General features: G+C 39.7%; 24 protein-coding genes and 1 other RNA gene. 10 read left to right on the forward strand and 15 right to left on the reverse strand.

The annotated features are described in order from the left end of the window. Positions 1 to 86: 86 nt before the first annotated feature. A complete protein-coding gene (locus PGH07_RS07915; protein WP_289413852.1) occupies positions 87 to 248 on the forward strand; it encodes a hypothetical protein in 162 nt (53 codons plus the stop codon). Here the strand turns inward: PGH07_RS07915 and PGH07_RS07920 are convergent, their stop codons facing one another. Beyond that, the gene (locus PGH07_RS07920) at positions 249 to 482 is read right to left on the reverse strand and encodes a hypothetical protein (protein WP_289413853.1); all 234 of its coding nucleotides are present in this window, start codon (positions 480 to 482) and stop codon (positions 249 to 251) included. A 1071-nt stretch (positions 483 to 1553) separates the two neighbouring features. Between PGH07_RS07920 and PGH07_RS07925 the strand changes: the two genes are divergently transcribed. From PGH07_RS07925 to PGH07_RS11460, 7 genes are all read left to right on the forward strand, one after another. Further along, positions 1554 to 1778 carry a hypothetical protein gene (locus PGH07_RS07925; protein ID WP_289413854.1) on the forward strand — a complete coding sequence of 75 codons (225 nt, stop codon included), beginning with the start codon at positions 1554 to 1556 and terminating at the stop codon, positions 1776 to 1778. A 2-nt stretch (positions 1779 to 1780) separates the two neighbouring features. Then, positions 1781 to 2023, forward strand: a complete 243-nt coding sequence (locus tag PGH07_RS07930; RefSeq protein ID WP_289413855.1) for a hypothetical protein — start codon at positions 1781 to 1783, stop codon at positions 2021 to 2023. 95 nt (positions 2024 to 2118) lie between these two features. Further along, positions 2119 to 2751: a MerR family transcriptional regulator gene (locus PGH07_RS07935; RefSeq protein WP_289413856.1), complete on the forward strand. Its 633-nt coding sequence runs from the start codon at positions 2119 to 2121 to the stop codon at positions 2749 to 2751. Beyond that, the gene (locus PGH07_RS07940) at positions 2738 to 2926 is read left to right on the forward strand and encodes a hypothetical protein (protein ID WP_289413857.1); all 189 of its coding nucleotides are present in this window, start codon (positions 2738 to 2740) and stop codon (positions 2924 to 2926) included. Before PGH07_RS07935 ends, PGH07_RS07940 begins: the two co-directional genes overlap by 14 nt. Before the next feature lie 15 nt (positions 2927 to 2941). Then, positions 2942 to 3178, forward strand: coding sequence for a hypothetical protein (locus tag PGH07_RS07945; RefSeq protein ID WP_289413859.1), 237 nt, complete (start codon positions 2942 to 2944; stop codon positions 3176 to 3178). Positions 3179 to 3244: 66 nt separating this feature from the next. Continuing rightward, positions 3245 to 3421: a hypothetical protein gene (locus PGH07_RS07950; protein ID WP_289413861.1), complete on the forward strand. Its 177-nt coding sequence runs from the start codon at positions 3245 to 3247 to the stop codon at positions 3419 to 3421. Continuing rightward, the gene (locus tag PGH07_RS11460; protein WP_434481303.1) at positions 3411 to 3536 is read left to right on the forward strand and encodes a DUF7220 family protein; all 126 of its coding nucleotides are present in this window, start codon (positions 3411 to 3413) and stop codon (positions 3534 to 3536) included. Before PGH07_RS07950 ends, PGH07_RS11460 begins: the two co-directional genes overlap by 11 nt. Here PGH07_RS11460 and PGH07_RS07955 read toward each other — a convergent pair. After that, positions 3520 to 3789, reverse strand: a complete 270-nt coding sequence (locus tag PGH07_RS07955) for a hypothetical protein (protein WP_289413862.1) — start codon at positions 3787 to 3789, stop codon at positions 3520 to 3522. The genes PGH07_RS11460 and PGH07_RS07955 overlap by 17 nt on opposite strands. Positions 3790 to 3862: 73 nt before the next feature. On the opposite strand from PGH07_RS07955, the gene PGH07_RS07960 reads away from it, so the two are divergent. Together PGH07_RS07960 and PGH07_RS07965 are read left to right on the forward strand one after the other, a co-directional pair. Beyond that, the gene (locus PGH07_RS07960; RefSeq protein ID WP_289413863.1) at positions 3863 to 6001 is read left to right on the forward strand and encodes a DNA cytosine methyltransferase; all 2139 of its coding nucleotides are present in this window, start codon (positions 3863 to 3865) and stop codon (positions 5999 to 6001) included. Positions 6002 to 6302: 301 nt separating this feature from the next. Then, a complete protein-coding gene (locus tag PGH07_RS07965; protein WP_289413864.1) occupies positions 6303 to 6581 on the forward strand; it encodes a hypothetical protein in 279 nt (92 codons plus the stop codon). On the opposite strand, the gene PGH07_RS07970 is transcribed toward PGH07_RS07965, so the two are convergent. The 13 genes from PGH07_RS07970 to PGH07_RS08030 form a co-directional block, all read right to left on the reverse strand. Next, positions 6574 to 7674, reverse strand: coding sequence for a tyrosine-type recombinase/integrase (locus PGH07_RS07970; protein WP_289413865.1), 1101 nt, complete (start codon positions 7672 to 7674; stop codon positions 6574 to 6576). The two genes, PGH07_RS07965 and PGH07_RS07970, sit on opposite strands and share 8 nt — an antisense overlap. Positions 7675 to 7865: 191 nt before the next feature. After that, positions 7866 to 8212, reverse strand: an RNA gene (gene rnpB / locus PGH07_RS07975) — RNase P RNA component class A. 72 nt (positions 8213 to 8284) lie between these two features. After that, positions 8285 to 10369, reverse strand: coding sequence for an RND transporter family protein (locus PGH07_RS07980; RefSeq protein WP_289413866.1), 2085 nt, complete (start codon positions 10367 to 10369; stop codon positions 8285 to 8287). Positions 10370 to 10394: 25 nt separating this feature from the next. Then, entirely contained in the window at positions 10395 to 10856 is a 462-nt protein-coding gene (locus PGH07_RS07985; RefSeq protein ID WP_289413867.1) for a thioredoxin domain-containing protein, read from the reverse strand. A 188-nt stretch (positions 10857 to 11044) separates the two neighbouring features. After that, positions 11045 to 11605, reverse strand: a complete 561-nt coding sequence (locus tag PGH07_RS07990; RefSeq protein ID WP_289413868.1) for a 2-oxoglutarate:acceptor oxidoreductase subunit OorC — start codon at positions 11603 to 11605, stop codon at positions 11045 to 11047. Between the two features lie 12 nt (positions 11606 to 11617). Continuing rightward, a complete protein-coding gene (locus tag PGH07_RS07995) occupies positions 11618 to 12475 on the reverse strand; it encodes a 2-oxoglutarate ferredoxin oxidoreductase subunit beta (protein ID WP_289413870.1) in 858 nt (285 codons plus the stop codon). A 1-nt stretch (position 12476) separates the two neighbouring features. Then, positions 12477 to 13616 (reverse strand): 2-oxoglutarate synthase subunit alpha, encoded by a 1140-nt coding sequence (locus tag PGH07_RS08000; protein WP_289413871.1) that lies wholly within the window; start codon positions 13614 to 13616, stop codon positions 12477 to 12479. Further along, positions 13616 to 13948, reverse strand: coding sequence for a 4Fe-4S dicluster domain-containing protein (locus PGH07_RS08005; protein ID WP_289413873.1), 333 nt, complete (start codon positions 13946 to 13948; stop codon positions 13616 to 13618). Before PGH07_RS08005 ends, PGH07_RS08000 begins: the two co-directional genes overlap by 1 nt. A gap of 161 nt (positions 13949 to 14109) precedes the next feature. Beyond that, positions 14110 to 14388 (reverse strand): heavy-metal-associated domain-containing protein, encoded by a 279-nt coding sequence (locus PGH07_RS08010; protein WP_289413874.1) that lies wholly within the window; start codon positions 14386 to 14388, stop codon positions 14110 to 14112. Between the two features lie 173 nt (positions 14389 to 14561). Then, entirely contained in the window at positions 14562 to 15434 is an 873-nt protein-coding gene (gene sucD / locus PGH07_RS08015) for a succinate--CoA ligase subunit alpha (RefSeq protein ID WP_289413875.1), read from the reverse strand. A gap of 3 nt (positions 15435 to 15437) precedes the next feature. Further along, a complete protein-coding gene (gene sucC / locus PGH07_RS08020) occupies positions 15438 to 16610 on the reverse strand; it encodes an ADP-forming succinate--CoA ligase subunit beta (protein WP_289413876.1) in 1173 nt (390 codons plus the stop codon). A 176-nt stretch (positions 16611 to 16786) separates the two neighbouring features. Further along, positions 16787 to 18184 carry a class II fumarate hydratase gene (gene fumC, locus PGH07_RS08025; protein ID WP_289413877.1) on the reverse strand — a complete coding sequence of 466 codons (1398 nt, stop codon included), beginning with the start codon at positions 18182 to 18184 and terminating at the stop codon, positions 16787 to 16789. A 135-nt stretch (positions 18185 to 18319) separates the two neighbouring features. Then, entirely contained in the window at positions 18320 to 18877 is a 558-nt protein-coding gene (locus PGH07_RS08030; RefSeq protein ID WP_289413879.1) for a Fe-S-containing hydro-lyase, read from the reverse strand. Positions 18878 to 18883 lie beyond the last annotated feature (6 nt).

Genomic DNA, 18883 nt, shown 5'->3' on the forward strand with positions numbered 1-18883 from the left:
TTTACAGACTTGCTCCCCCACTGTAAATATAGTATTTATACGGTAGGTTTTGTGTGTCTTTATAGAGCTTGAAAGGAATAAATAATATGAAGTATATTAAGACATATCCGATACCGATAGAAAAGAAAGCTGCAAATGATATAAAAAATGATGACAAAGAAGATAGAGAGATCATACAAAAACTTCAAGAGATCATACATGAACTTGCCGCACTCAAAGATGCGACATATAGTATAGCTACTATATAGCTATCCTCTTTCCATGAAGAATATATGAAGATACTTATGGTTGGTTACTTTTGCTATCCTCCATCCATCATCATATAGGTTTTTGAGACTGGCACTTTCGCTTTCATCAAGTTCAATGACAGGGTATGTATCTTCGGGCCTATGATCGAATGGTATGTCTATAACACTTGATGGTTTATATAGGATGGTATCTTCATTTGCAAATTTTTTTGACGCAAAAACTCTTATCTCCATTTTACTGTGTCCTTTGTGTTTATTTTTGGTTGCACAAAAATTATACCAGAGGACACTGAGAGTGGAATAGAAGCTCTAACACATGGCATACATCATCACTCCTCTTCCCCTTTTTAGATGGTGTATGTCAGGTGTGAGGGCTTACCTCACGGCCATTCCACGATACGGGAAATTCAAAAACATTAACTTTCTTACTTAACAGTAGGTATCAGCAGTAATAACAGCCGTCAAGGTACTTTTAGAGTATCCATGCAACGTGACGGCCTGTAAAGCTTTCAATGAAGCCTATGGATGTTCATTTTCGAGGCAACCTGAATAAAGAACGCCCATTCCCCCTTTCAAGAATATTTTTCATAAACACTCCTGTAAAGAGAATCACCTTATAAATATGCTGCACCTATATGAGTGCGATCCATTTATAGGCTTCATTGAGGGCTTACCTCACGTTTAATCCACGTACGGAAAATTCAAACACGATAACTATATTTTTTTACCGAACTTGGCCGTCAAGATACTTTTAGAGCATCCTTGCAAGGTGACGGCTCACAAAGTACTTACCTGACCACATCGTTCACCCTCTTCCCATTTTTAGATCGGTTGGGTCCGGTAAGTACTTGAACATAAAGGAATACGATGACAAAAGCACAAATAGAATACATAGATATGCAGCTTNTGGGATGTCTCGCTATATACATATTATGGTGTAGGAGATATGTATATAGTGAGACAAAAATCACATGAGCCTTCACACACTCACCACTCGGTGGCTTCATTGAGGGCTTACCTCACGTCTAATCCACGTACGGAAAATTCAAACACGATAACTATATTTTTTTACCGAACTTGGCCGTCAAGATACTTTTAGAGCATCCTTGCAAGGTGACGGCTCACAAAGTACTTACCTGACCACATCGTTCACCCTCTTCCCATTTTTAGATCGGTTGGGTCCGGTAAGTACTTGAACATAAAGGAATACGATGACAAAAGCACAAATAGAATACATAGATATGCAGNCTCTTCCCATTTTTAGATCGATTGGGTCCGGTAAGTACTTACATAGAAAGGAATATGATGACAAAAGCACAAATAGAATACATAGATATGCAGCTTCATATCATACAGAGTAAAAATAATGTTGAAGACCTGAATAGATACTTTTCATCGCTTGACGGGGCTAGCCTTGAAGCACATGTCAAAGGCCCACTACTTAAAGCATGTGATGTGAGGCGTAAAGAACTGACAAGGATCAGTCCTATGGCAGTATGCAGTGACATAGACAATGATATGGAAGGATAGCAATGCAATTAACCACACAAGATTTTATTAATCGTTATGGAGTATCACACGGATCCATTCATAACTTCAGGAAAGATGGCCGTCTACCGGATGATGTGATCACATTTGGAAAAGGTGGAAGTGACGGGAACCTGTACGACCAGGAGAAATGTGACGAGCTGGCACTGCAAGGAAAATTCACCAACAAAGCAAAGAAACGCATCTTAGACATGAAAAGGAGAGAAGATGAACTACAAAACAGATAGAAACATGATCAATGAAGCGGTCAATGCCGGTTGCAAAACAGTAGCGGAGTTAGCACTCTATATCAAAGTATACAAAAACGTAATAGGAGCTTGATATGTCACATGTAGCGATATGGTCACTTAATGAAGCGGCTGATCTTCTAGACACTACTGTAGATGAAGTAAAGTTCATGATGAAACGTTCTCAGCTTGAAGAAGTGATGGAAGAAGGTGAGGCTTTTGTAAGCAAGAGAAGTGTAGCTGAGTTCCTTGGAGAAGAATACAGCGAAGAACCGGAGCTTATCAGCAAAGAAGAAGCTGCAAATATCATCGGTGTCAGTGAAGCAAGTATCTATGCATATGCTAACCAAGGCAAGATCAAAAAGGTTGATGATCAGTATGATAGAAAAAGCGTACTTAAATACAAAGCCAACCGTGACAACAATGCTGCCAATGGTAAAGGTGGACTCAGAACAGCGAAAGTTCAAGCGATACATGAAGCAAAAGAACAGATCTGTTATGAGAATTCTAATGAAGAACCGAAAGCAGCTCAAAGAAGTGAAATAGTTGAGATCATGGAAGAAAATGAAAATATTAAAAAAATATTGGACTACTATCGGACACAAGAGAAAACATACTCACAAGAACACATCGAACTGATCAAAGAAAACGCCAACCTAAAAGGCAAGCTTGAAGTGATCGAAAAGATATACCCGGAACTCAAAGGAATAACACATGGCAGCATTTGACCTATTTGAACATATGGGATGTCATAAGTGCCAGTTCCGTACCAGGCATAGAGTCGGATGTCTGAAGTTCAGCATCAGTAAGCAAGAGATCAATAAGGGATATACGATCTTCCTAAATGACGGTGGAACGATAGCACTAAGCAAAGACAAGCAGTGTCCTTATGCACAAAAATAAATGAAAGGAGCATAGATGAGTACCTACCATGAAGAATACAAGCAGATAAAGCTCAAGATATGCTCCTACCAGATCGTGTATGTCTGTGAGCATTATCAAGTGTTCAGAGTCATAGACGGCAAGCGACATAGCAAGTCTGACCTGACCAATAAAAAGCTAGAGGCAGTCATCAGGTACCTATCTGATGCAGAGATGATGAACGTAGAAGATATAAGGGGGATATATGAAGAAGCTGAGACTATGGCTGCATAAGATCTTCTCAAAAAGAGAGAGCGGATCAGAGATAGCAAACATTAGATACGACACCAGGAGGAAGATATGATATACAAACGACCAAGGATCATACTACACCAAAGGTACTACAACCATAGAGCAAAACGTATCGAGATACTAAAAGACGTAAACGGACCGCATATGATCACAGATCATGGGAAAGTGCATCAGGATTATTTCAATGAGTTCTATGAGATGATAGGTATCAGTGATGCAGAGTAAAAAACACAGCCACCTAGAGGCACTGACAAATCAGGTACTAGGTATCGCGATAGGATGGTCGCTTGTATACTTCGCTTTCCCTATCATTGGATTAGAGCCTACCGCTCCTTTTTAAGCTCCCGTAGCACTCTTTCATATATAACACCCATAAACTCAGCATCATTGGTACACTCTACCCTTGCATGATCAGTTCTCGCATCTTTGTACTTATATGCAGCACGATCGATAGTAATGTCGAACTCTTTATTAAGTGCATCATAGAATTCATCTCTTTGACGTGTGCTTAAACTGTCACAAACCTTTTTTATACGTCTAACGATCTCGTCTTTACTAGGTATACCTAGTATATAGTTATCTATCTCTGACATTTATTTCCCTTTTATTTTGAAGTATGTGGAAATTTTATCAACTTTTTATATATCAATGCAAATAGGAGCAACTATGAGTAAAAGAGTCCTGCACCCTAGATTAGGTGTCAATGATGAAGAATTAAGCGTTGAGTTATTTGCAGGTGGTGGCGGTGTAAGTGCCGGCGGTAAGATGATAGGCTTTAAGTTTGACATAGCTATCAATCACTCACCATCAGCACTGGCCATACACCGCGCTAACTTTCCTAAATCTATTCAGATGATCAATGATGTATTCGAGTATCATCCATTACTTGTAACAAGGGGTGCAGGAGTCAAGCATCTTCACCTATCCCCGGACTGTACCTATCATTCCAGGGCAAAGGGTAAAAAGAAAGTACTTAACCGCCATACGATATGCGGAGATCACTGCAGTGTAGATCATACCAAACTATCACAGGAAACGGCAGACCGCATCCGTGGCCTTGCATGGGTTGGTATCGGTTGGGCTGCCACTGTAAGACCACGCAGGATTACGCTTGAAAATGTTTCAGAGTTTAAAGACTGGGGAGCAACGATGGTAGACAAAGACGGTGACATCGTTCCGGACCCATCACGTAAGGGAGAAACATTCAATGCATTCGTAGGTGTACTCACTACTGGAATACCTGAAAATCACCCATCATTCATCGAGATAGAACGTTTCCTAAAGCCTTTCATAGGAAAAGACTATAGTAGGAAGCAGCTTATCAAAGGTCTTGGATATGAAGTCGAGTTCAAGGAGCTTGTAGCATCTGACTATGGATCACCTACAAGCAGAAAAAGACTTTATATGATGGCACGTTGTGATGGTATGCCTATAGAGTGGCCTGAGCCTACTCATGGAGATCCATCTGCAAAAGGGTTCAAAGAAAGCGGTCTTAAGACATGGAGAACCGCTGGAGAATGTATAGACTGGGAAGTACCTACCCCATCTATCTTCAAGTCAAAGCAACAGATCAAAGAAGAGCTTAATCTAAAAGTGGTTCGGCCACTTGCAGACAATACCATGAAGCGTATCGCAAATGGAATCAAGAAGTTTGTCATTGAGACGGATAAACCGTATATAGTAAAGATCAACCACAAAGGAGATCAATACCGTGGCCAAAGTATCGATGAACCATTGCATACAATCACGTCTAAAAACGGATATGGACTTGCAGTGCCATATTTTCAATCATATTACGGAGAAACAAAAGGTGCAGACGTGCGAGGCGGTACACTTGACCGTCCATTGCATACGATCACGTCCGGAGGCCAACGGTTTGGGCTTGTAGTTCCATATATCACCGGGATTGATAATAAATCAAGTGGAGATAAATCAGTATGGAGCGCAGACCGTCCATTGACTACTATAGTTACCGAAAAACGACATGCCATCACTGCTGCATATGTGATCAATGCAAAAGGCACTGATCCAAAACGTATGCCTATTGGAAACAGTCTTGAAGAACCTCTTACCACGATCACGGCAAGTGATACCCATGGTGTTATCATGGCACATATACAACACCAATTCGGTCAAAGCGTTGGTCAAAAGATAGATATGCCACTTAATGCGATCACGGCTATACCAAAGATGTCAGTTATCGCCTCCCACTGTATCAAAATGAAGGGTGACAACCTGGGATATGGTTGCGATGAACCGGTACATACTATCACGGCCGGTGGCCTGTCTCATGGCCTTATTGCTTCACACTTGTATAAGTTCTATGGTAATGACATACATGGTCAATCATGCGATGAGCCGCTTCATACGATAAGGACTAAGGACTGCTTTGGTGTTTTGCAAGAAAAACTAATGACACCACCTATCAGCGATGATGATCGATACACAGCATGGTGGATAGCACGTATGATGGAAGAGTATGCAGATGAACCAGTACCAATGATCGGTGCGATACCATTGCCACGTAAGCGTTTTGTTCAGACAAGATCGGGAGACATCATTGTTGACATCGGTATGCGTATGTTCACAGAGCGTGAGCTTTTCAGAGCGCAGGGATTCCCGGATGATTTCATCTATGATCCGGAATATGAAGTGGTAGAAAAAGGTGTGACAAAGACAAAGAAAGTCACTAAGACAGAGGCAGTAAGAATGGTAGGAAATTCCGTTCCCCCTCATGTAGCAAAAGCTATCTTATGGGAAATGGAAGAGTCTGAACTTATCTTTGAAAAAGAGACTGTAGCGTAAGGAGATTAGATGCACTGCTCAGATTGTAAGTTTTATTGTCATAGAGGTTTTTGTACTCATAGGGATAGCATAGATACATGCGGAGATAGAGACCCAGAACATATTTGCAGTATTGGTAAATGGCAATACGGGTCACATAAAGATAAAGATTGTCAAAAACCATATATAGAACCGAAAAGAAAGAAATATGAAAGGAGAAGTATATGAGCTGGTTAAGGTGTGTAGGACATGGACACAAAATGAAGCAATATTTTGGTTTCAAACAATGTAAAAGATGCGGTTTTGTTAGAAAGGATAACACATGAGCGTAATATACATACAACTGTCTGATCAAGAGTTCAAAGGTATCATCAAGCAAGCTATGCTCGAAGGTGCCAAGCTAGCTAAAGAAGAGCTGCAGAGATCTCCTGATGAAGAAGACAGCATCAGCCAAGAAGAAGCACTTGCTATGATCGGATGCGGTACAAGCAAACTGGCAAACCTAAGAACAGAAAGGAAAGTGAAGTTCTACACTACCACTAGACCTTATAGATACTCAAAGAAGTCAGTACAGGCTTACCTTGAAAGTACGGCTATTTAACATACATATCAAACATATTCCCCAGTACATCTCTAGCCGTATCCCTCTTCATATTTGAGTATCTTTTTGTAGTCTCTGTAGATCCATGTGATAACACTGCTCCGATCTGCTCAAGACTATATCCGCTATTTACCCCTATATATCCTATCAGGTGACGTATATCATGCAGTCTCATCTTTGGTACACCTGCCAAAGCCCTGATATTCCTCCACTGGAAGTCAATGCCGGTCGATGATATATGCCCGGTCTGACCATTACCGACAAACACAAACCCCTCTTCCCTTATACCATACCTTTCGAGTGCATCTTTGAGTAAATTCGTTATAGGTGCTATGATGTCTTTCCCTGACTTAGTATATTTCCCTGGTATCACATACTCCATATTATGCATGTGTAACCATTCCCAGCGTGCCTCAGCTACCTCCATCTTCCTCCTACCATGAAGCAACCATACAAAGTAAGCTCTCCACTTTGGATCATCATAACTCAGTATCACATCGAACAGCTTCTTAGCCTGATCATCTGATATAGAGAAATACACCTTATTATCATAGCTTGGTATAGTGAGATCCCGTCCTATATTTCTGATATTTATACCTTGTTTTATGATATGATCAAAGGTGCCGGTCACTGCATTCTTCACATGCTTCACAGTGGAAGGCTTATACTTCTTATGCTTATCATTTTCTCCAAGCAACATATTATTCATGATCTTTTGTATATAAAATGATCTAATCTGACTTGGCAGCATATCTCCTACTGCATCTTTTAGATACCTATTGTAATTTAGATTTGTGTTATACCACCAGCTCTCGCTATGAGTAGCTCTCCAACTCTCAAGGTACTCTTCAAAATACTCATCAAAAGTTTTTTCTAAGATAACATCTTCAATATCACTTTTCATTTCAGAGATCAATTTAAGTCTAGCTTCATTTGCCATCATAGTATTCATAGATGGTTCTGAACCTACTTTACGCTTATATGCTTTACCATCTATCTTAAAGCGCGCTATAAATACTTTCTTATTACGTTGATTCTTTCGATAGTATAATCCCTCATATTTTGTAGGTATCAATTCCCAATCTGATGCCATATTTGATCCTTCCTGTATAGGTGGTGTACCAGTACCATTAAAATTGGTACACTTTTGGTACACCTTTGTGTAATAATACATACAATTTAATTAATATAACGTAACATTTTAAAAAATACTATAATGCTTTAAAGTGCCTTTAAACGGCTATTTTATGGGGATTATGTGAAGTTGTGATAAGTTATGTAAAATAGAAAGGTACGCCATAAGCCGGGTTCTGTCTTGGATAGTTATTTATCTAGGCGTACTGTTGCCAGTACGCTCAAGCGAAGTACTTTTGCCGATCGAGCGGCGTTAGCAAGACTTATTACCATGTACTTCTTGCTACGGGAAGGGTTTACCTAGCTGCCCATGTTACCACAGGCACTGGTGGGCTCTTACCCCACCGTTTCACCTTTACCACTTACGTGGAAGTCTACTTTCTGTTGCACTTGCCCTCGGATTACTCCGGCCATCAGTTAGATGGAGCCCTGTCTTGCATGTAGCCCGGACTTTCCTCTCGTGACATGATGTCACCAGCAACTATCTGTCGTACCTTAAGCGAATTATAGCATAAAATTAAATACCGTGCAGAGAATTCATACCTAAGGGAAGCTCCAAAAGGAAGCAATTAACGGGTCCCTTGAAACCTGTCTATAAACAACAGCATCACCGGTAACACAAAAATATCTGTAAACAGAGAGAGTAAAATCAAAGTTGCACTGTATAATCCGATAAGTTCTAAAGAGTGTACCTGAGAAAAGTATAACATCGCAAAAACTGTGATAAGGATCATAGAACCGATGATCACGGGAATGCCTGAGTAAAAATACATCTTTTCAAGTGCATGTTTGCGACTACGTCCAAAGTATCTCAAACGGAAATATTTGAATGCAAAATGGATAGTCGCATCTGAAGCAAGCCCCAAGGATATTGTCGTAGCGATTAGCATCTCAAGACTTAGCGGTATGGCTAAAAGTGTTACTATCATTCCAAACCATATAATAGGAATAGCATTTACCGTAAAGCCCACAAATGCCATTGCCTTGGATCGGAAGATCCATCCTGTAATAAACCCTATGATTAATAATGCAGAAAGCAATGAACTGGCAAGCAAAAGCGTTTGGTTGTATTTTGCACTTCCAAGCAGTGTTTCATTATCGACAAAATAAAGCTCGATACCCTTGTACTGTAACAACCAATCGATGAGTTCCACTTTATCAATATCATAAAGATTGATAATCATATTCACAGAGTTTTCATCATAATATTTGTCACTTAAACCATAAAGGTCCATGAAAAACAGTGCTTGCAACAATGCTTCTTCGTCCAGTTCATCTGTTTGTGTATTTGCATCATTGAGGCTATTGATAATAGAAGATAAAGAGACGATCTCCCCTAGTTCATCTTCAAACCTTTCTTGTAAAGCTTCAGTAAAGTGCTCAATAGAATGAATAAGCGGAAGATCGATTTGTTTATAGGGTATTTTAAGCTCTATTTGTTCATTTTGTACATTAAACTTGAAAAAACGGTTACTCTCGCCATAGATCAGATATCCACCTATTACCAATAACATATAGGTCAATCCCAAAAATCCAAAGAGGAACTTTTTATTATAGTGAAGCTCCCGCAAGGTAAAAAGATAACCTATTTTGGCATAAGGTACATGCGTATGTTCAAGTTCAAAATAGCTTAGCATTGCAGGTAGAAAAGTCAGGTTCAGTATATAACCCGTTACAGAAGAGATGATCACACTTAGACTTAATAATCTAATAATATCAGAGTCTATCAATACTAAACTTCCCAGTCCCAATGCAGTAATCACCGATGTCCATAGTGCGGGTAACATACTTCGGTTTAACATCTTTAGCAGTGCATTATGCCTATTGACTTTGTACTGGGAGACATGCCAACGGTAGTAAAAATACAGAAAGTCAACTAGTGCGATACTGATAGTGATAAAAGGCATGGTAATGTGCATTGTCTCAATGCCTGTGAGCATCACAATGAGCGTAAATGTTAAAACTGTACTAAATCCGATTACAAGCAGAGCACTGAAAAACGCTACATAATTTCTAAATAACAATCTGAATATCACTACCATGACGAAGAAAAATATCAATGCATAGGCACTTACAAGTGACCAGTCTATCTCTCCGTTATTTGACTTATATACATAAGTACCCGGAATGTCCAATCCGCTGATATCAATGGACTTCTTCCCGCTGATATAATAGTAAAAGGTTTTGAAATCATTTTCGACAACATTACAGTAGTCATTATGCAGCTCTTTAACCAGTTTACGAAGTCTTAGCGTATCTAAATCCCCGGTATTGATAACTGTCAACATCTCCGATTCTTTTCCGCTTTTCTTCGTTTCAACAAAATCACTGCTAAATAAAGAAGAGACTTTCTCAACTCCATCAAGTTCTACAAGCTGTTCATGAAGTTTTTTTAGTGCTTCATGCGTACCTTCATCGAATTTATCAACCTTTACCACCAGTTTTGAAAGATGATGGGTCGCAAACTGTTTTGACTGTGTTTTTTGTAGTTCTTGCGAATCTTTTAGCCAAAAAAGTGCATCAGACGAAAGGAATTTTGGCGGGAAAAGTGTAGCCATGAGCACAACAAATAAAACATAAAACATGATCACTGGTATACGAAACTTTACGATAGTATCAACATAGCGATTGATATTAGGCGTGTGGTAATACATAGTTAAAAAACTCCTACTGTCCTCATCACTTTTTTATGATTAGATAAGGACGCTTATAGACATCCATCTTATTAGCAATTTTAGCGATCCTCGCAACCTTTGCAATAGTAACCTCATCACCTTTAGTAGAACTGACTTTTTGCTCTACCATAATTTGAAGCAGTGTATCGATAGGTTTAGGTGACATATAGACCGCTGAGACAACATCAGTCGATTTCAAACGGGGAATACTATACAAAAAAATACAATAACGGTATTTTGAGAGCATCTCAGGACTTTGGGAGACCATTGTAATAAATTTACGTGAATGCGGACAGAGTGGATCAACAAAAACATATACCAGCTTCTTTCCTTCACCCAGAATGATAGCATCACTCTGAATATCTTGTAACAATGTTACAGATGTATCATATGAAAGGTGTGTATGTGCTTTTTGTTCATCTGCAAATAACACACCAAACATTAATAAAATAGTTATAATTATCATTTTTATCATAATTGGAGTATAACGTACAAAAGTCACAGAATGATTTCAAAATTGAACAATTTTTGATCAATTAAAATAATTTATGATTATAGTTAAATGAAGGGTTTTTTAAAAGTCTATAAGTATATGTAGATATGAATAATAATTAAGAATATTGCACCCATCCCGAAAGATGAGTGACAATAAAATTACGCCTCTACTTTTGATTCAAGCGCGTATTTTTTTCCAAGTTCAAAAGCTTTTAGGTTAAGCTCATGTACTTTTTTAGGTACTTTTGAAAGCATTGTCTCGATCAGTACATCTTCATTAAGTGCTTCCATATAAGTGTTAGCAATAGCTAGAGCAACAACTGATTGAGTAATTACGTTCCCTACTTCTTCTTTAGCGATAGTAATGATTGGAATCTCAACAATGTTCCATTTTTTTCTATCCTCATCACTTGGGAAAACAAGGTTTGGTTCGATTACGATCGTACCACCTTCACGTACACCTTTTTTGAAAAGTTGGAAACTTACATCCGCAACAGATAGCATGAAGTCGATTTGACCATCGATTGCATACGGATAAAAGATCTCTTTGTCATCCAATTGGATATCAACCACAGTCGGACCACCACGTACTTGAGATGTATACGTAGCAGTTTTGATACCATATCCACCTGTTTTGATCTTCGCTGCTGCGAAGATCTCACCTGCTAGAAGAACACCTTGACCACCAACACCGGTAAATCTCATTACAATTCTACTCATGTTCTTCTCTCCTTAGATTTTTTTCTTAAAGTCGTCTTGTGTGATCGGTCCACGTTTACCTTGGTGTACATCAATAATATCTTGATACATATCACAGTACTCTCTTACCTCAGTATCTTGCTTCAAGATACCAGTTGGAAGAAGGTTTAGTTGTTCCTCAGGGCTAAGTGCATCATACTTCTTCTTAGGCATTGTAATGCTGTCGATCCAGTCAAGGTTTTCCATTGCTGATTGCATTTTGTTCTTTCTACCAAGGTTGATGTGGCAGTTTGACATTGCTTCAATATAAGAGAATCCTTTATGTTTCATCGCTTCTACAAATAATTTTTCAAGTTTCTTAGGAGCAGTTACATTCTCTCTACCAACAAATGATGCACCTGCAGCAATCGCAAGTTCACATCCGTCAAATGTAGGGTCGATGTTACCAGCTTTTTGTGAAACTGTCCACATACCTTGCGGTGTTGTCGGTGAAGTTTGAGAGTTAGTCAAACCGTAGATAAAGTTTTGGATCACGATCAATGTCATGTCAATATTTCTTCTACAACCGTGGATCGTGTGGTTACCACCGATCGCAAGTGCATCACCGTCACCAGCAACACATACAACAGTTTTATCAGGGTTAGCAAGCTTGATCCCTGTAGCAAATGCTACTGTTCTACCGTGTGTAGTGTGTACCGTGTTAAAATCAACGTAAGAAGAGAATCTCCCTGAACATCCGATTCCAGAAACAACACAAACTTCATCTTTTGAAAGACCAAGCTTCTCAACAGCACGGATAAATGATTTAAGAACGATACCGTCCCCACATCCCCAACACCATAGTGTTGGCATTTTTTCAAGTCTTAAGTAACTATCGTAATTAAAAGCCATTTTAGAATACCTCCTTAACCTTCTCGATAATATCTGCAGGGGAGAATGGACGACCGTTTGTTTTAGTCAACTTCTGAATATCTTTTCTTCCCATTGCTCTTTGGATCTCTTCAAGGTATTGACCTTGGTTAAGCTCTACTGAAAGTACTTTATCGAACTTCTGTCCAAGCTCGTACATTGTCTGCTCTGGGCTTGGCCAAAGTGTGATCGGTCTGAACATACCTACTTTCACACCTTCTGCCCTAAGTACAGATACCGCTTCTTTAATCGCAAGTGATGCTGAACCGTATCCGATCAAAAGGATCTCTGCATCATCAAGCATATACTCTTCGTTTGATTCGATCTCATCAGTATGCTCTTCAACTTTTCTAAAGAGTCTGTCGATCAGTTTTCTACATGTTTCGATCTCTTCAGTCGGGAATCCCATAGCATCATGGTGTAGACCAGTATAGTGGTATCTATAACCTTGGAACATTGGGTTAAGTACCGCAGGCTCATCTTGAGCAACATCGTATGGTCTATAATCTTCAGGTGCCCCGTCAAATGTTTTTCTTGGCTTGATACCTGCTTGTACTTCTTCTACAGTAGGGATCATTGCCTTACCGTGCATGTGTCCAAGTGTTTCATCAAGAAGTACGAAAACCGGTTGCATGAATCTATCTGCAAGGTTGAACGCTCTAACTGTCTCAGTATAACACTCAGCAAGGTTACCAGCACATACAGTAATTGATTTATAGTCACCGTGGCTTGGGTTCTTAGCCTGAGCAACGTCACCTTGTGAAACACGTGTAGGAAGACCTGTAGACGGACCACCTCTCATAACGTTTACAACAACCAATGGTACTTCAGCCATCTGCGCAAGACCAAGGTTTTCAGCTTTCAATGAAATACCAGGTCCTGAAGTAGCTGTAAGTGTACGTACTCCACTCATCCCTGCACCGATTGCCGCAGCAACACCAGCGATCTCATCTTCCATCTGAATTGCCGTACCACCTACAGCCGGTAGCAGGTCAGAGATTGTATGCATTACCTCACTTGATGGAGTAATAGGATATCCACCAAAAAATCTACATCCAGCATCTACCGCTGCAATCGCTGCAAGGTCGTTACCAGTTGATATAATTTCTCTTAATTCCGCCATTAGTTAGCCTCCTCATAGTCTGCAGGTAGTCTATACCCGTTATTCATAATTGCTTCTTGTCTTGCTTTTGCAGAGTCAGAAAGTTTAGCAAACTTAAATTCACTTTTTTCTGCAACATAGATTGCAAAGTCTGGACATGAAAGTTCACACTCATTACATCCGATACATGAATCAGGTGCGATAATATCAATCATTGCACCAAGTGTTGAACTCGCATCTGCTTTCATAGAAAGTACACCTGCCGGACATGCATCCACACAGATATCACAAGCTTTACATCTAGCCGTATTTACCCATACCGGAGTATTCTCTGGTGCTGTCATTACTGCCATTTGTGCCCCTTTAATATATTATATTTAAGTGAGATAAACAATTCACTATGGTTGAGGATACACTAGTTTATCTAAGGGGGCTATGAATAACATAGCATTATTGTAACTATAAGTGATTTTGTTACATTTCGAAGCAAGAAAAAGCAGACTTTTTCACTCTTTTATTGGTTCATTTTCCCTATTGCACAGGATATGATACTTTTTGCTTTTGCTGTATTGGTTTCTACAAAACCCATTTGCTCAGATTTCATAGGATAACCAAGCTTTTTAAGTGCTGCTTTCAGTGCTACTACTTTTTCTACTGTAATTTCTACTGTAATTTCACGAGGTTCTTTATTAAGATCAACCTCTATTTCTCCAAACTCATCAAAAAGTTTTGTTTTGATTGTAGATGCGCATCCACCACATTTAACATTAAGCACTTCAAATGTCTGTCTCATATTTTTTACCTTTTATGAATATTAGATAATTATAGTAAAAAATGATGTAAGAAATATGTAGATCAAAAGAGTTTAACAAAAAATTAGAGAGGTTCTCAGGGAAATCCCTGAGGAAAAAGAAAATCCATAATAGCTCATCATTCTATGATAAGCTTATGGATGAATAACGGTACTTATTTAGAGAGTACTTCTTTTACCGCTTTACCGATATCTGCCGGAGAAACAACTACTTTTACACCAGCTGCCTCAAGTGCTGCCATCTTCTCTGCAGCTGTACCAGCCGAACCTGATACGATCGCACCGGCATGCCCCATTCTCTTACCTTTTGGTGCAGTCTGACCAGCAATAAATGCAACCACAGGCTTAGTAATATTCTCTTTGATAAATGCTGCTGCCTGGATCTCAAGATCACCACCGATCTCACCGATCATAACGATCGCTTCTGTTTCAGGATCTGCTTCAAACATTGGTAACAATTGCTTATAAGAAAGACCGATGATAGGGTCACCACCGATACCTACGGCTGTAGAGATACCAAATCCTTCTTTTACTACCTGGTTTGCTCCCTCATACGTCAAAGTACCTGATTTAGAGATAAGTCCAACATTACCTTTTTTGAAGATCATACCCGGCATGATACCGATCTTACACTCTTCAGCTGTGATAATTCCCGGACAGTTTGGCCCGATTGTTTTCATACCGTGTTTTGTTGCAAATGCTTTTGCAGCCTGCATGTCACGTACCGGTGCACCTTCTGTGATGATTACAGCAAGCTCGATACCAGCATCAGCTGCTTCCATTACTGCATCAGCTACAAACGCAGGCGGAACGAATACCATAGATACCGTCGCACCTGTTGCCTCAACTGCCTCTTTTACTGTATCGAATACCGGCTTACCAAGATGCTCTTGACCACCTTTGTTCGGTGTAACACCACCAACAATGTTTGTTCCGTATGCGATACATTGCTCAGCGTGGAATGTACCTTCGCTACCTGTAAAACCTTGTACGATTACTTTTGTGTCTTTATTTACTAGAATACTCATCTCTTACTCTCCTTTTGCCGCTGCTACTGCTTTTGCCGCACCATCAGCCAAATCAGTTGCCGGGATAACATTTGCGATATTTGCATTTTTAAGAATTTCTGCTGCTTCAAGTGCATTTGTACCATCAAGTCTTACGATAACCGGTACATGTACATCTACCATCTTTGTAGCTTCAAGGATACCGTTAGCAATACGGTCACATCTTACGATACCACCAAAGATATTTACGAAGATCGCTTTTACATTCGGGTTTTTAAGGATAATCTCAAAACCTTTTGCAACTGTCTCAGCATTTGCTTTACCACCAACATCAAGGAAGTTTGCAGGTGTACCGCCCATGTAGTTAATTGTATCCATAGTACCCATTGCAAGTCCTGCACCGTTTACCATACAACCGATCTCTCCATCAAGTGCAACATAACTAAGTCCATACTGGCTAGCTTCTCTTTCATCCGGATCTTCTTCTGAGATATCTCTCATATCTTCGATCTCAGGGTGTCTGCCAAGTGCAGAATCATCAAATCCCATTTTTCCGTCTAGTGCAAGGAAGTCACCTGATCCTGTCTTAATTAATGGATTGATCTCAATAAGTTCAGCATCATTTTCCATATATAGTTTGTAAAGTTTTGAAGCAAAATCAATGAATTTTTTCTGTTCATTTGTATCTGTAATCCCAAGACCGAATACCAACTCTCTACCGTGGAAACCTTGGAACCCGATCGCAGGATCTACAGCTACTTTGATAATCTTTTCAGGAGTCTCTTCAGCTACTTTTTCAATCTCCATACCACCTTCTGTTGAAGCCATGATCACAGGCATCTCTTTTGCTCTGTCAAGTACTACACCAAGATAAAGTTCATCTTTGATATCTGCACCCTCTTCAATGTAAACTTTTTGTACTAGTTTACCTTCAGGTCCAGTCTGGTGTGTCACAAGTGTCATTCCAAGGATTTGGCCAGCAAGATCTCTAACTTCGTCGATAGACTTTGCAAGCTTAACACCACCGCCCAGTCCTCTACCACCTGCATGGATTTGTGCTTTTACTACCCAGATATCACCACCTAGCTCAGACGCGTTTTTAGCTGCTTGGTCCGGAGTGTTGGCAACAATACCTCTTGGCGTAGGAACACCATATTTAGCAAAAATTTGTTTTGCCTGATACTCATGAATATTCACGTTATCTCCTTTAAAATTACAAATTAATTCAGATATTATAGGATTTTCTCAAATAATATAGGATTAATTCTTTTATTAGTTCATTTGATTTTGAAAAAGTGTACTATATCTACACAGTTTTTGAGGGAAAATAGTCAAAATTACTCTGGATGAGGCTTCTCATCCGGAGTAAACTGTTACGGTTTAGGCGAAATCATCTCTTCCGGTTTCACTGCGGCATCAAATTCTTCAGCAGTCATCAGTCCAAGATTCACAGCCTCATCTTTGAGTGTTGAACCGTTGGCATGCGCTGTTTTGGCGATTTTTGCTGCATTATCATACCCGATATACGGGTTAAGTGCTGTTACCAACATCAACGAATCATTTAAGAACCTGTCTATATTCTCTTTGATCGGTACAATACCTACGACACAGTTCTGATCAAAACTGATCATTGCATCTGCCAAAAGTCTTGTAGATTGTAGAATATTATAGGCAATAACCGGCTTAAATACATTGAGTTCAAAGTTACCCTGACTTGCTGCGATACCTATGGTTGCATCATTACCCATCACTTGTACTGCGACCATAGTCAGCGCTTCGGCCTGTGTGGGGTTCACTTTTCCGGGCATGATTGAAGATCCGGGTTCATTGGCAGGGATCTCTATCTCTGCAAGACCACACCTAGGACCCGATGCCAACCATCTAATATCATTTGCAATTTTCATAAGGTTTGCAGCCAGTGCTTTGAGTGCCCCTGAAAGTACCACTTCTGCATCATGACCCGTTAATGCATGAAATTTATTTGGCTGAGAAACAAATCGATATTTTTTTGACATAAAACTATTAAGCATAGCTGCCACTTTTTGTGAGAATTCAGGATGAGAGTTCAGTCCGGTACCTACAGCAGTCCCTCCTATTGCAAGTTCTTTACAATATTCAAGTGCATCATTGATCTGATTAAGGTTACTATCCAACATTGCAACATAGCCTGAAAGCTCTTGTCCAAGTGTTAAAGGTGTTGCATCCTGAAGGTGTGTTCTACCGATCTTTACTATATTGTTAAAGGCTATGGATTTCCCGTAAAAGGTATTTTTGAGTTGAATCAATGCAGGTATAAGATTATCGGTCACTGCGACTACTTCGGCAATGCGCATGGCCGTTGGATAGGTATCATTAGAGCTCTGTCCTTTATTGACATCATCATTGGGGTGAACCATCTTAACCATGTTAAAGTTTCCGCCAAGTATCTCAGTTGCTTTGTTTGCTATTACTTCATTGATATTCATATTTGACTGTGTACCCGACCCCGTTTGCCATACAACCAGTGGAAAATTATCATCAAGTTCACCACGCAGTACTGCATCACATGCTTTTTCAATCGCTTGGGTCTTATTATCACTCAGTCGTCCTAACTCGTTGTTTACAAGCGCACACGCTTTTTTAAGGTTAGCAAAACCGTATATTATCTCTAAAGGCATCTTCTCGGTTCCGATCTCGAAATTAAGTACTGAACGTTGAGTTTGTGCTGCCCAGTATTTATCCGCAGGAACCTGCATCTCACCCATTGTATCCTTTTCTATCCGAAATTCCATGGCCACTCCTTTATAGATAATTATATTTAATAATATATCATAATTTTTAAGAAGACTTAAAATGAAGAAGGATTATGTAAAAAGAGATACATACCCTGTACCAGGGTATGTAGAAAAAGAGAGTATAGAGAAGAATTAGTCTTTGACTTCGTACTGTTCTCTACCCATTTGGTAAAGATCGTTCCCATACGTATCGTTGATCACTGTTACAGGAAACTTTTCAACTTCAAGTTTACGTACGGCCTCAGGACCAAGTTCAGGATATGCGATCACTTCTGCGCTTTTGATCTGTTTCCCTAGAAGTGCGCCTGCACCCCCTGTTGCACCAAAGTAGATGCCGTCATATGCTACACAAGCATCTTTAACTTCCTGGTTTCTTTTCCCTTTACCGATCATACCTTTTGAACCATGCTTAAGCATTGTAGGTGAATAACTGTCCATACGGTAAGATGTTGTCGGTCCTGCACTACCGATAGGATCACCCGGTTTTGGAGGTGTTGGACCAACAAAATAGATCACCGATCCTTCTAGGTCAAATGGAAGTTCCTCACCTTTTTCAATTAGCTCTACCAACCTTTTGTGTGCTGCATCTCTGGCAGTAAAAATCGTACCGCTTAGAAATACTGTATCACCTGCTTTGAGCATTTTTGTATCTTCACTGCTCAGTGGCGTTGTCAAATTATATGTTGCCATCCTCTT

This window comes from Sulfurovum zhangzhouensis, from assembly GCF_030347965.1.
GTDB lineage: Bacteria > Campylobacterota > Campylobacteria > Campylobacterales > Sulfurovaceae > Sulfurovum > Sulfurovum zhangzhouensis.

Excerpts from the sequence above, each read along its gene's own strand:
- PGH07_RS07915 (WP_289413852.1), top strand. The coding sequence starts at position 87 with ATGAAGTATATTAAGACATATCCGATACCGATAGAAAAGAAAGCTGCA.
- PGH07_RS07920 (WP_289413853.1), bottom strand. The coding sequence starts at position 482 with ATGGAGATAAGAGTTTTTGCGTCAAAAAAATTTGCAAATGAAGATACC.
- PGH07_RS07925 (WP_289413854.1), top strand. The coding sequence starts at position 1,554 with ATGACAAAAGCACAAATAGAATACATAGATATGCAGCTTCATATCATA.
- PGH07_RS07930 (WP_289413855.1), top strand. The coding sequence starts at position 1,781 with ATGCAATTAACCACACAAGATTTTATTAATCGTTATGGAGTATCACAC.
- PGH07_RS07935 (WP_289413856.1), top strand. The coding sequence starts at position 2,119 with ATGTCACATGTAGCGATATGGTCACTTAATGAAGCGGCTGATCTTCTA.
- PGH07_RS07940 (WP_289413857.1), top strand. The coding sequence starts at position 2,738 with ATGGCAGCATTTGACCTATTTGAACATATGGGATGTCATAAGTGCCAG.
- PGH07_RS07945 (WP_289413859.1), top strand. The coding sequence starts at position 2,942 with ATGAGTACCTACCATGAAGAATACAAGCAGATAAAGCTCAAGATATGC.
- PGH07_RS07950 (WP_289413861.1), top strand. The coding sequence starts at position 3,245 with ATGATATACAAACGACCAAGGATCATACTACACCAAAGGTACTACAAC.
- PGH07_RS11460 (WP_434481303.1), top strand. The coding sequence starts at position 3,411 with ATGCAGAGTAAAAAACACAGCCACCTAGAGGCACTGACAAATCAGGTA.
- PGH07_RS07955 (WP_289413862.1), bottom strand. The coding sequence starts at position 3,789 with ATGTCAGAGATAGATAACTATATACTAGGTATACCTAGTAAAGACGAG.
- PGH07_RS07960 (WP_289413863.1), top strand. The coding sequence starts at position 3,863 with ATGAGTAAAAGAGTCCTGCACCCTAGATTAGGTGTCAATGATGAAGAA.
- PGH07_RS07965 (WP_289413864.1), top strand. The coding sequence starts at position 6,303 with ATGAGCGTAATATACATACAACTGTCTGATCAAGAGTTCAAAGGTATC.
- PGH07_RS07970 (WP_289413865.1), bottom strand. The coding sequence starts at position 7,674 with ATGGCATCAGATTGGGAATTGATACCTACAAAATATGAGGGATTATAC.
- PGH07_RS07980 (WP_289413866.1), bottom strand. The coding sequence starts at position 10,369 with ATGTATTACCACACGCCTAATATCAATCGCTATGTTGATACTATCGTA.
- PGH07_RS07985 (WP_289413867.1), bottom strand. The coding sequence starts at position 10,856 with ATGATAATTATAACTATTTTATTAATGTTTGGTGTGTTATTTGCAGAT.
- PGH07_RS07990 (WP_289413868.1), bottom strand. The coding sequence starts at position 11,605 with ATGAGTAGAATTGTAATGAGATTTACCGGTGTTGGTGGTCAAGGTGTT.
- PGH07_RS07995 (WP_289413870.1), bottom strand. The coding sequence starts at position 12,475 with ATGGCTTTTAATTACGATAGTTACTTAAGACTTGAAAAAATGCCAACA.
- PGH07_RS08000 (WP_289413871.1), bottom strand. The coding sequence starts at position 13,616 with ATGGCGGAATTAAGAGAAATTATATCAACTGGTAACGACCTTGCAGCG.
- PGH07_RS08005 (WP_289413873.1), bottom strand. The coding sequence starts at position 13,948 with ATGGCAGTAATGACAGCACCAGAGAATACTCCGGTATGGGTAAATACG.
- PGH07_RS08010 (WP_289413874.1), bottom strand. The coding sequence starts at position 14,388 with ATGAGACAGACATTTGAAGTGCTTAATGTTAAATGTGGTGGATGCGCA.
- sucD (WP_289413875.1), bottom strand. The coding sequence starts at position 15,434 with ATGAGTATTCTAGTAAATAAAGACACAAAAGTAATCGTACAAGGTTTT.
- fumC (WP_289413877.1), bottom strand. The coding sequence starts at position 18,184 with ATGGAATTTCGGATAGAAAAGGATACAATGGGTGAGATGCAGGTTCCT.
- PGH07_RS08030 (WP_289413879.1), bottom strand. The coding sequence starts at position 18,877 with ATGGCAACATATAATTTGACAACGCCACTGAGCAGTGAAGATACAAAA.